This window comes from Rhodopseudomonas sp. P2A-2r (genome assembly GCF_026015985.1).
Lineage (GTDB): Bacteria > Pseudomonadota > Alphaproteobacteria > Rhizobiales > Xanthobacteraceae > Tardiphaga.
The window spans coordinates 4,143,250-4,155,295 of sequence record NZ_CP110389.1; the positions used below are offsets into that span (position 1 = coordinate 4,143,250).

Genomic DNA, 12,046 nt, shown 5'->3' on the forward strand with positions numbered 1-12,046 from the left:
TAAGGCCTACGGATCAGCTCAGGATTCCGGCAGATTGAGCCGGATATGCGCCTCTCGCAACTGCTTCGGTGTTGCCTCCGACGGAGCCCCCATCAGCAGGTCTTCAGCGCGCTGGTTCATCGGAAACAGCGAGATCTCGCGCAAATTGTTGGTGCCGCACAGCAGCATCACAATGCGGTCGACGCCGGCGGCCATGCCGCCATGCGGCGGCGCGCCGTACTGGAAGGCGCGGTACATGCCGCCGAAGCGCTCGATCACGGTGTCCTCGCCGTAGCCGGCGATCTCGAACGCTTTCACCATCGCCTCGGGCTTGTGGTTGCGAATGCCGCCGGAAGCGATTTCGAAGCCGTTGCAGGTGATGTCGTACTGGAACGCATTGATGGTCAGCGGGTCCTTGGTCAGCAACGCATCGAGGCCGCCCTGCGGCATCGAGAACGGGTTGTGCGAGAACTCGACCTTCTTCTCGTCCTCGTCGTATTCGTACATCGGGAAGTCGACGATCCAGGCCAGCGCAAAGCGCTCCTTGTCGATCAGGTTCAACTCTTCGCCCAAACGCGTACGTGCGAGGCCCGCGAACTTGTAGAATTTTGCGGGATCGCCCGCGACGAAGAATGCGGCGTCGCCGGCCTTCATGCCCAGGGCCACGCGGATCGCTTCGGTGCGCTCCGGGCCGATGTTGTTGGCGAGCGGGCCCGCGCCCTCATTGCCTTCGCGCCACATGATGTAACCCAGCCCCGGCTGGCCCTCGCCCTGCGCCCACGAGTTCATGCGGTCGCAGAACGCGCGGCTGCCGCCGGTCGGTCCGGGGATCGCCCAGACCTGATTCTTGGAATCTTCCAGCATCCGCGCGAACACCTTGAAGCCGGAGCCGCGGAAATGCTCGGAGACATCCTGCATCTCGAGCGGGTTGCGCAGGTCGGGCTTGTCCGAGCCGTACTTGCGCAGGGACTCCGCGTACGGAATCTTCGGCCAGTCCTTGTTGACCGCTTTGCCCTTGGCGAACTCCTCGAAGATGCCGGTGATCACCGGCTGCACCGCGGCGAACACGTCTTCCTGCTCGACAAAGCTCATTTCGAGATCGAGCTGGTAGAACTCGCCGGGCAGACGGTCGGCGCGCGGATCCTCGTCGCGGAAACAGGGCGCGATCTGGAAGTAGCGGTCGAAGCCCGACATCATCAGCAGCTGCTTGTACTGCTGCGGCGCCTGCGGCAGCGCATAGAACTTGCCGGGATGGATGCGGCTGGGCACCAGGAAGTCGCGCGCGCCTTCGGGCGACGACGCCGTCAGGATCGGCGTCTGGAATTCGAAGAAGCCCTGCTCCTTCATCCGCTTGCGCATCGAGTCGACGATCGCGCCGCGGGTCATGATGTTCTGGTGCAGCTTCTCGCGGCGCAGGTCGAGGAAGCGGTACTTCAGGCGGATGTCTTCCGGATAGTCCTGGTCACCGAACACCGGCAGCGGCAATTCCAGCGACGCGCCGAGCACCTCGATCGACGAAATGTAGATCTCGACCGCACCGGTCGGCAGGTCCGGGTTTTCGGTGCCCTCGGGACGACGGCGCACCCGACCGTCGATCTTCACCACCCATTCCGAGCGCAGCAACTCGGCATCCTTGAACGCCGGCGATGCCGGGTCCGCAACGCACTGCGTCAGGCCGTAATGGTCGCGCAAGTCGATGAACAGCACGCCGCCATGGTCACGGATCCGGTGGCACCAGCCGGAAACGCGGACGGTCTGGTCGATATGGCTGTCGCGGAGCGCGCCGCAGGTGTGAGACCGGTAGCGATGCATGAAAATCCTGGAAGGGCGTCAGAGGGCGGAATCGTTCGCGGCTAGGCCGTGAAGCGCAGGGTTTACCCGACCGGACCCGGCGCGGCAACCGAGCGGAGGCCGTCAAAACGCAGGGAAGCCGGGCGAAAATCGCTCGGGTCGCCAAGGCCTCACGCATTCGGGACGCCGCACTGCAGCATTCCCTGTTCGACCAGCAACCCGGGAAGCCTTGGGGGGCTTTATAGCCAATGTTGCGTGGTTGCGGCTCCAAACCAAGGCACTCGAATCTACCGCACCGCGGTATTCTCACACCGCATCAAACACTTACGTCAATAATTCGATGGAAATTTACTAAACTTTGACCAACAGCCCCCACTGTATTTCCCATACTTGCTCGCCTTGGTGGCGCCTGTTTCGACCCGACCCGTTGCGGATATTGCGTACCGCATTGCCATCATCATCGCCCCTGCCGGCCGCGACAGCGTCCAGAACAGCTGAGGAATGCTTTCGTGCTCTCAAAATACTCGATCAGCGCCAAGCTGTTTGCGATCGTCTCCTTTCTGTTTCTGGTGATCGCCATCATCGGCGGCCTCGCCTTCTTCCAGATGCGCGCGATCAATGGCGCCACTCAGGAGATTCAAGCCCACTGGCTGCCCAGCGTGCGCTGGATCGGCGAAATGCGTGTTCAGTCGGCGCGCTACCGCGCCGTATTGCGCGATCACCTGATCGTCGCGGACGCCGACCGCCCGGATGTCGACAAGAATCTGAAGGCCCGCAAGGCCGACTTCGAAAAGGCCTACAAGGCCTATCACCCGCTTGTTTCATCGCCTGCGGAACGCGAGCTAGCCGATCTGCTCGACAAGCAGTGGGCGGCGTTCATCGGCGCGGCCGTGGAGGTGCAAGCCTTCGCCACCAAAGGCGATCTTGCCAAGGCAAAAGACATCAACGCCAAGCAGGTCGTCCAGGTCGGCCGCGCCATGGATGCCACGCTGGCGAAGCTGGTGGAGATCAACGACAAGGGCGCCGAAGCCTCCGGCGAAGCGGCCGAGGCAACCTATTCCGGCGCGCTTCGCATGATGGCCCTGCTCCTCGGCGCCGCCCTGTTGCTGGGATTGGGCGCGGCGTTCTATCTCGTTCGCGACATCGCACGCGGGATCGGATCGATCCTCACACCGATGGCTCAGTTGACGTCGGGCGAATTGTCGGCGGAAATCCCGCATCTGGGCGGCACCACCGAAATCGGCCGCATCGCCAGCGCCTTGCAAATCTTCAAGGACGCCTTGATCGCCAAGCAGGTCACCGATGAAATGGCCCACACAGATTCCGCACTGCAGACCGCGCGTGCCGATACCATCAGCAAGGCGACGCTCACATTCGAAGCCATGATCGGCGAATTGGTGGGCTCGCTGTCGTCCGCATCGTCGGAGCTAGAGGCTTCCGCAACAACGCTCACCAAGACCTCCGATGTCACCATGACGCTGTCCGGTTCGGCCGCCTCGGCGTCGCATCTGGTGTCGGAGAACATTCAGTCGGTGGCGGCGGCCACCGAGGAAATCACCTCGTCAGTCAACGAGATCGGCCGCCAGGTGCATGAGTCCAACCGGATCGCAACGGCCGCCGTGAGCCAGGCAGACAAGACCAACCAGAGCATTACAAAGCTGACCCAGGCAACGTCGCGAATCGACGATGTCGTCAAGCTGATCACCGCCGTGGCCGAGCAGACCAACCTGCTGGCACTCAACGCCACCATCGAGGCGGCGCGCGCTGGCGAGGCCGGCCGTGGCTTCGCCGTCGTCGCCGCCGAGGTCAAGGCGCTGGCATCGCAGACGGCCAAGGCAACCGACGATATCAGCGTCCAGATTGCCGACATGCAGTCGGCGAGTTCGGAAACCGTGACGATCATCAAGGAGATCAGCTCGACCATTTCGCTGATGTCGGAAGCGTCCTCAGCCATCGCAGCTGCGGTTGAGGAACAGGGCGCAGCGACCCAGGAGATCGCGCGCAACGTCCAGCAGTCGGTCCATCTCAGCAATCAGGTCGCCAGCGAAGTCACCGAGGTCAATCGCGGGACCAGCGAGACCGGCTCGGCATCGAACCAGGTTTTGTCAGCGGCACAGTCGTTGTCGGTCCAAAGCAGCCGCCTGAGAACTGAGGTCGCCAAGTTCCTGCAGACCGTTCGCGCAGCTTAAGCCAGGCGGCGCCAGCGCCGCCTCCAGGGCTCTTCCGCATTTGTGCAGCCGGACCGCGTTCCGGATGGTTGCCTTATCGCGACCGCCGCCTATCTTGAACGGATGACAGTCCGCTTCCCGTTCGACAACAGCTACGCCACCCTGCCCGCCAATTTCTTCGCACGCGTGGCGCCGACACCGGTGGTGGCACCGCGGCTGATACAGCTGAATCGTCCGCTCGCCATCCAGCTCGGTCTCGATCCGGACGCGCTGCAAACGCCGGAAGGCGTCGAGGTCCTCGCCGGAAAGCGCGTGCCTGACGGCGCCGATCCGCTGGCCATGGCCTATGCCGGCCACCAGTTCGGCAGCTTTGTGGCACAGCTTGGCGACGGCCGCGCCATCCTGCTCGGCGAGGTCATCGATCGCGACGGCATCCGTCGCGACATCCAGCTCAAGGGCTCCGGCCCCACACCGTTTTCCCGACGCGGTGACGGCCGCGCGGCGCTCGGCCCGGTGCTGCGCGAGTATATCGTCAGCGAAGCGATGTTCGCGCTGGGCATCCCGACCACGCGGTCGCTTGCCGCGGTGGTCACCGGCGAAAGCGTGGCCCGCGAAACCATGCTGCCCGGCGGAGTCCTCACCCGGGTCGCGTCCAGTCACATCCGGGTCGGCACCTTCCAGTTTTTGCTGCCCGCGAGGATACCGCGGGGCTACGGGCGCTCGCCGATCACGTCATTGCCCGGCATTATCCAGAGGTGGCTGGCACCGAGCAGCCCTATCGCGCCTTGCTGGGCGCCGTGGTCACCCGGCAGGCCGAGCTGGTGGCGCGCTGGCTGCTGGTCGGCTTCATCCACGGTGTCATGAACACCGACAATTGCTCGATTGCCGGCGAGACCATCGACTACGGCCCCTGCGCCTTCCTGGACGACTACGATCCCCGCACCGTCTTCAGCTCGATCGACTCCATGGGCCGCTACGCCTACGGCAACCAGCCGCGCATCGCGCTGTGGAATCTGACGCGCTTTGCCGAAACCCTGCTGCCGCTGCTGGACGACGACCAGAAGGCGGCCATTGCCGTCGCGCAGGCCGTGCTCGGTGAATTCACAGAGACCTTCGACACTGCCTATCAGGTTGGCCTGCGCCGGAAGCTTGGCCTGTTCACCGCGCGCGACGACGATCCCGCACTGGCGCAGGACCTGCTCACGGCCATGACCGAGAATCAGGCCGACTTCACCCTGACCTTCCGGCACCTCGGCGAGTCGGCACGCGACCCGGCCCACGACTCGGAGGTCCGGGCCCTGTTCACCGATCCCGCCGCCTTCGACGTCTGGGCCGCCAACTGGCGCGCCCGCCTTGCCGAAGAGCCGCAGGATGCGGAGGCCCGGCACAATGCCATGCAGGCGGTCAATCCGGCCTTCATCCCGCGCAACCATCGCATCGAGGCCGTGATCCAGGCCGCGGTGAACAATGACGATTTCGCGCCGTTTCAGGAGCTTCTGACCGTGCTGGCCCGCCCGTTCAACGACCAGCCGGCGCTGGCTGCCTATGCCGACCCGCCGCTCCCCGGCGAGCGGGTATCGGAGACCTTCTGCGGCACCTGACCGGCGCCGGCTCGGGTGACGGCCCCGCCCCCGTCATCAAAGTTGCCCGAACACCCTTGACTCAACAGCGGTTTCGGCCGAACGCCTTGGCAAAAGTGTTATGGACCGTTCATGGAACTGATTACCACCACCGCACAGCTCACCGCCGCCTGCGAACGGCTCGCCAAGCATCCCGTCATCACGGTCGATACGGAATTCCTGCGCGAAACCACCTATTATCCCTTGCTCTGCGTGGTGCAGATGGCCAGCGCCGAGGACGCGCTGGTGATCGACACCCTGGCCGACGGCATTGACCTCAAGCCCTTCTTCGACCTGATGTCGAACGAGAAGGTGCTGAAAGTATTCCACGCTGCCCGGCAGGATATTGAAATCGTCTGGCACCGCGCGGGCATCGTGCCGCACCCGATCTTCGACACCCAGGTCGCCGCCATGGTGCTGGGCTATGGCGATTCCATCGCCTACGACCAGCTGGTCGAGCGCATCACCGGTCACCGCCCGGACAAGACCCACCGTTTCACCGACTGGTCGCGCCGCCCGCTGACCGAAGAGCAGGTGCATTACGCCGTTTCCGACGTCACCCACCTGCGCGACGTGTTCGCCGCACTGGACGCCGACCTCAAGAAGCGCGGTCGCAGCGACTGGGTGAGCGAGGAGATGGAGGTCCTGACCTCGCCGAAGACCTACGACTTCCACCCCGAGCGTGCCTGGGAGCGCCTCAAGACTCGGGTGCGCAAGCCCAAGGAACTCGCGGTGTTGATGGAAGTCGCGGCCTGGCGCGAACAGGAAGCGCAGAGCCGCGACGTGCCGCGCTCGCGCGTGTTGAAGGACGACGCCGTCGGCGACATCGCCACCCACGCCCCTACCACACTGGAAAAGCTCGCCAGCCTGCGTTCCCTGCCGAAGGGTTTTGATCGCTCAAAATGGGGCTCCGATATTGTCGCCGCCGTGCAGCGCGGCGTCGCGCGCGATCCGTCGACACTGCCGAAGATCGAGAAGCCGCGCGGCAACACCAATGGCGCGGCCATCGTCGAATTGCTGAAAGTGCTGCTGCGCATGACCTCCGAGCGTCACGCCGTGGCCAGCAAGGTGATTGCCACCGTCGACGATCTCGAGCAGATCGCCAACGACGACAACGCCGACGTCGGCGCGCTGCGCGGCTGGCGCCGCGAGATGTTCGGCGAAGCGGCCCTTGCCCTGAAGCAGGGCCGGCTGGCGCTGGCGATCGAAAAAGGCCGCGTCGTCAGGGTCGACCGGAGTTAATCCATCAGCGCCGGATGATCGACCCGGCCCGCCCGACCAGCCGCGCCAGTTGCTTGAAGCGGCTGCCGACGCGATCGGCGACGAGATCGACGATGCGATGCTCGAACACCAGCATCATTTTGCGCTCTTTCGAGGTGAAGTGGATCGCGGGCAGCACGCCGGGCCGCGCCGCGGAAATCAGATGCGCCACGCGAAACGCCGCGCCGAGAATGCGCGCGCGCTCGATCTGTGCCGGCGTCACCAGAGCGCGAACCTGCAAAGGCGGCTCGTTCTGCTCGCTGAGCCCCGCATAGCGGTAGAATACCGACAGCGCGAGGAACGCGCGCCCCTGATGGTCGATGGAGCCGAAATTGCCGTTGGTGATCAGACTTAATGCCTGCTCGCCGCGGTGATCCGGATGCGCGCGCCAGCCAGTGTCCGACAACAAGCACGCGACATGGCGCAACCGCTTGTCTTCCGGCGTTTCCTTGAGGCGCGCGACCCTGACGAAGCGATCGGTCCAGCTTTTCAATTCCTCGGCATGCCGCGCCGACCGTGACAGCAGCACGTTCATAGCCTGCGCAGCGCAGACCAGCCCGTCCTGCACACGTTGGGCGGGGGGCAACATTTCGTAGAGCAGGCCCTCGCGCACGCCATAGGTGGAAAACACGATGGTCTTCGGCTGCGCCGTCAGAATCAGATGTTCGAGCACCAGCGCCGCATAGACCAGCAGCGGCTGCCGGGCTTCGGCGATGGATTCGAGATTGGCGAGCATGTTGGCGGTCGCCAGCCGGCGCACGCGCCGCACAAAACTGAGCGCATCCGCTGCCGGTATGGAATAGCCGTGCATCACCTTCAGCGAGTATCCGCTCTGGATGATGTGCAATCGCGCCAGCGCGCGCCAGGTGCCGCCGACCGCATAGAAATTGCGCCCGCGAGCGGCTGTCAGCTGCGTGACGCCGATCAGCGCAGACTTGACGATCTTCTCGGCACGTTTCGGCGACTTCTGCGAGGCGTCCTGCAGCGCCAGGCTGCCGAGCGGCAGCGTGATGCCGGTTCGTACGGCATTGCCTTTCACATCGATCAGCTCGAGCGATCCGCCGCCGAGGTCGCCGACGATACCGTTCGGCTTGTGGATGCCCGAGATCACACCCAGCGCCGACAGCTTCGCCTCGCGCGGACCGGAAATGATCTGGATCTCACAGCCGCAGATCTTCTCCGCCGCGACGATGAAGTCGGGCCCGTTCTTGGCATCGCGCGCTGCGGCGGTGGCGATGGCATAGACACGCCCCACCTTCATGACCTTGCAGAGTGCGCGAAACCGGCGCAGCGCCGTCAATGCCTTGCCGACCGCATCGGCGGCCAGCAGACCCGTGGTCTGCACTTCACGGCCGAGGCCGCACAGTGCCTTTTCGTTGAACAGCGTAACCAGGCTTCGGGTCAGCGATTCATAGACGACGAGTCGCACCGAGTTGGAGCCAATGTCGATCACCGCGACACTGGCTTCGCGTTTGCGTGCGCGGATTGTCACCGAGCGGATTCCTTACGACGACTGCTGACGCTCGGCTTTGCGCGTGAGGCGGCGCGGCGAGGATTCTTTGAGCGATTTGCCACGGCCAGACAGACTTGGATGCGTCATGAAGTAACTATGTACGTTGAAGGGTTCCTCACCCTTCGCGGCCTTCATACGCGTTGACGACCCGTCCGGCAACAACTGCCAGCTCTGCTCGTTATCCTTCAGGTTCGCCACCATGATTTGCTCGAGAACCTGTTGATGAACGGTAGGATTTTGCAGCGGGCACAGGATCTCGACGCGGCGGTCGAGGTTGCGCGGCATCATGTCGGCCGAGGAGATATAGACCGCAGCCTTGGCGCTCGGCAGGCCGTGGCCCATGCCGAAGCAATAGACGCGGCCGTGTTCGAGGAACCGGCCGATGATCGACTTGACGCGGATGTTCTCCGACAGGCCTGGCACGCCGGGCCGCAAGCAGCAGATGCCGCGCACGATCAGCTCAACCGTGACCCCGGCGTTGGAAGCGTCGTACAGCGCGTCGATGATGTCGGGATCGACTAGTGAATTCATCTTCAGCCAGATCGCACCCGGCTTGCCGGCGCGCGCGAAGGCGGCCTCGCCCTGGATGTGCTCAATCATCCGCTTGCGCAGCGTCAGCGGCGACACCGCCATCTTCTCGATGTCGCTCGGTTCGGCATAGCCTGTGATGTAGTTGAACACCCGCGCCGCGTCGCGGCCGATGGTCGGATCGGACGTGAAGTAGGACAGGTCGGTGTAGATGCGCGCGGTGACCGGGTGGTAGTTGCCGGTCCCGGTGTGGACGTAAGTGGCCAACGTGCCGCCCTCGCGGCGGACCACCAGCGACAGCTTGGCGTGGGTCTTTAACTCAAGGAAGCCATAGACCACCTGAACGCCGGCGCGTTCGAGATCGCGCGCCCATTTGATGTTGGCCTCCTCGTCGAAGCGTGCCCGCAATTCGACCAGCGCAGTGACCGACTTGCCGGCCTCCGCGGCTTCCACCAGCGTGCGCACGATCGGCGAGTTGTTCGAGGTGCGATAGAGCGTCTGCTTGATCGCCACCACGTCGGGATCGCGCGCCGCCTGCTGCAGGAACTGGACCACCACGTCGAAGGACTCGTAGGGGTGGTGAACGACGAGGTCCTTCTGCCGGATCGCGGCAAAGATGTCGCCGCCGTGGTCGCGGACCCGCTCCGGATGGCGCGGCACGTAGGGCACGAATTCCAGGTCGGAACGGTCGAGGCGCGTCAGTTGCGACAACTCGTTCATGGCCAGCACGCCGTCGACCAGCAGGATCTCGTCATCGCTGGTGGACAGCGCGCGCTGCACGAAGGCGCGCAGTTCGGCGGGCATCGTGGCTTCGATTTCCAGCCGGATCACCGATCCCCGGCGCCGCCGCTTCAGCGCGGTCTCGAACAGCCGCACCAGATCCTCGGCCTCTTCTTCCACTTCCAGTTCGCTGTCGCGGATGATGCGGAAGGCGCCTTGCCCCTTGACCACATAGCCGGGGAAAAGCCGGCCGATGAACAGGCCGGTGGCCTGCTCCAGCGTGATCAGGCGGGCCGCACTGTCTTTCCCGGTGCTGGGCAGCCTGATGAAACGGTCGATCTTGCCGGGCATGCGGATCAGCGCATTCATCGGCTTGCCGTCAGCGACGCGCGCCAGGTGCAGCGCGATAGTGAAGCCGAGGCTGGGGATGAACGGGAACGGATGCGCCGGGTCGATCGCCAGCGGCGTCAGCAGCGGAAAAATGTTGTGGAGAAAATGGTCCTCGATCCAGGTCCGCTCCGCCTTGGTGGCGTCCTTGCCATCGAGCAGCACGATGCCGACATCGGCCAGCATGCTGCGCTGGTCGCGCCAGATCGCCTGCTGATCGATGGCCAGCTTCGACACCGCCTCGTTGATCAGCGCCAGCTGCTCCGCCGGAGTCAGGCCGTCCGGGCTGCGCTCGGTGATGCCCTCGCGGACCTGGGCCTTGAGGCCGGCGACGCGGACCATGAAAAACTCGTCGAGATTGTTCGCGGAGATCGACAGGAAGCGCACCCGCTCCAGCGCGGGATGGCCGGGATTGACGGATTCCTCGAGCACCCGGCGGTTGAAGTGCAGCCAGGACAGCTCGCGATTGATGAAGCGCTCAGGCCCCGAAGCAATTACCGCAACAGGTTGGGGTTCGCCATTTTTTCTTCAATAACAATATCTTGCGTCGATTCCATAACGTTTCGATCCATCCCGATTCCGGTCGTATTGGCGCGCTGGCAATCGGCCCGAACCATGTGCGAACCACATGACACTTCGATGACATTGATGAACTTGCCAGCGACGCCGTCAAGCGCGGCATCGCGCTCCTGGGAGGCTAAGTCAGGCGTCGCGCAGCAGTTCCGCGGCCAATGCGCGCGTCACCGGACGGCCCCGCCGCAACGCCTCGGTATCGAGCAATTCGACCGCCTGTCGGGCTGCGGCAAAAGATCGCTCGATCCGGCTGGCGAGATAACTCACCACGGTTTCGTCCACGGTCAGTTGCCGGTCGGCGCAAAACTTGACGATGAGTGCACGCAGCAGTTGATCGTCGGGCGGCATCAGATTGATTACCGGCACCGCGCGCAGGCGCGAGCGCAGGTCGCGCAGTTCGATCGGCAGTGCGGCCGGGGCGACCCGCGCGGTGATCAGCACGAAGGCTTCGTCTTCGCGCGCAAGATTCAGTAGGTGAAACAGCGCGCGCTCATCCAAAGTGGCAACGTCGAGATCCTCCACCACCAGCGCGCCGGTGGCGAGAGCTCCGGGCACGGAAGCGGCGGTCAGGGCATGGGCGCCGGTCGAGCGGGCACCGGCCTCTTCCGCCCAGATCGCCGCGAGATGGCTCTTCCCGGAGCCTTCGGGGCCGACCAGCAGCATCACGCGGTTCGGCCAGTCCGGCCAGCTGTCGATCAGGCCGAGCGCAGCCGCATTGGCCGGGCCCTCAAGAAAATTGTCGCGGGACAGGCTTTCCGCATGGGGCAGCGCGAACGCCAGCTGTCGAGGTTGTACGCGGCCGGTCACACAGTCACTCCATGCCTGACGGCCTGCCCGGTCAGGGCGATCAGCGGGTTGGCTCGATCGTGCTCATATGCCGCATCCACTCGACCAGATAGAGGGACACCGAAAGCAAGGTCAAGACCGTCACAAAACCCATTAGAATCAAATCGTAAGGGGACGATTTGAAGCCAAATCCGAGGGCCGCGAGAACCAAGGCGGCGAATGCCACCTGGGCCACCGTATTGAGCTTCGACACCATCAGCGGCTTCATCGGGATCGGCTTGCCGAACAACCATGACACAATCACGGCGCCGACGATCATGATATCGCGCGACACCACCAGAATGACGATCCAGCGCGGCACCGCGCCCCAGATGCCCAAAGCGACATAGATGGAAACCAGCAGCGCCTTGTCGGCGAGCGGATCGAGCAGCGCGCCCAGATCGCTTGCCATATTGAAGCGCTTGGCAAGAAATCCGTCCACGGCATCGCTGACCCCGGCAATCACGAATATTGCGAATGCGATTTCCATCTGGCTGGAGGCGATTGCCCAGACGATGACCGGCACCAGCAGAATGCGGCCGAGCGTAATAATGTTTGGAATACTCAACGTGGGCTTCCCGGCTCGGTCTGTTTCGCAATCCGGGCTTTGGCGGCCCTGACCGGCTGACGCTGTACATAGTCCATACCGGGCCTGCTTGCGAGCCATTGCACGCGACCGGAAT

At 64.0% G+C, this 12,046-nt stretch carries 6 protein-coding genes and 2 pseudogenes; 3 read left to right on the top strand and 5 right to left on the bottom strand.

Annotated elements, in window-relative coordinates:
- Positions 1 to 18: 18 nt before the first annotated feature.
- Positions 19 to 1,791 carry an aspartate--tRNA ligase gene (gene aspS / locus ONR75_RS20065; RefSeq protein ID WP_265078805.1) on the bottom strand — a complete coding sequence of 591 codons (1,773 nt, stop codon included), beginning with the start codon at positions 1,789 to 1,791 and terminating at the stop codon, positions 19 to 21.
- 488 nt (positions 1,792 to 2,279) lie between these two features.
- Between aspS and ONR75_RS20070 the strand changes: the two genes are divergently transcribed.
- From ONR75_RS20070 to rnd, 3 genes and pseudogenes are all read left to right on the top strand, one after another.
- On the top strand, positions 2,280 to 3,959 hold the full coding sequence (locus ONR75_RS20070) for a methyl-accepting chemotaxis protein (protein WP_265078806.1): 1,680 nt from the start codon (positions 2,280 to 2,282) through the stop codon (positions 3,957 to 3,959).
- A gap of 102 nt (positions 3,960 to 4,061) precedes the next feature.
- A pseudogene (locus ONR75_RS20075) lies at positions 4,062 to 5,539 on the top strand (protein adenylyltransferase SelO).
- A 111-nt stretch (positions 5,540 to 5,650) separates the two neighbouring features.
- The gene (gene rnd / locus ONR75_RS20080; protein ID WP_265078807.1) at positions 5,651 to 6,799 is read left to right on the top strand and encodes a ribonuclease D; all 1,149 of its coding nucleotides are present in this window, start codon (positions 5,651 to 5,653) and stop codon (positions 6,797 to 6,799) included.
- 4 nt (positions 6,800 to 6,803) lie between these two features.
- Here the strand turns inward: rnd and ppx are convergent, their stop codons facing one another.
- From ppx to ONR75_RS20100, 4 genes and pseudogenes are all read right to left on the bottom strand, one after another.
- Positions 6,804 to 8,309: an exopolyphosphatase gene (ppx, locus tag ONR75_RS20085; protein ID WP_265078808.1), complete on the bottom strand. Its 1,506-nt coding sequence runs from the start codon at positions 8,307 to 8,309 to the stop codon at positions 6,804 to 6,806.
- Positions 8,310 to 8,321: 12 nt separating this feature from the next.
- Positions 8,322 to 10,522, bottom strand: a pseudogene (locus tag ONR75_RS20090) (RNA degradosome polyphosphate kinase).
- A 145-nt stretch (positions 10,523 to 10,667) separates the two neighbouring features.
- Entirely contained in the window at positions 10,668 to 11,345 is a 678-nt protein-coding gene (locus tag ONR75_RS20095; protein ID WP_265078809.1) for a DnaA ATPase domain-containing protein, read from the bottom strand.
- A gap of 40 nt (positions 11,346 to 11,385) precedes the next feature.
- Positions 11,386 to 11,931: a CDP-alcohol phosphatidyltransferase family protein gene (locus ONR75_RS20100; protein ID WP_320109752.1), complete on the bottom strand. Its 546-nt coding sequence runs from the start codon at positions 11,929 to 11,931 to the stop codon at positions 11,386 to 11,388.
- Between the last annotated feature and the right edge of the window lie 115 nt (positions 11,932 to 12,046).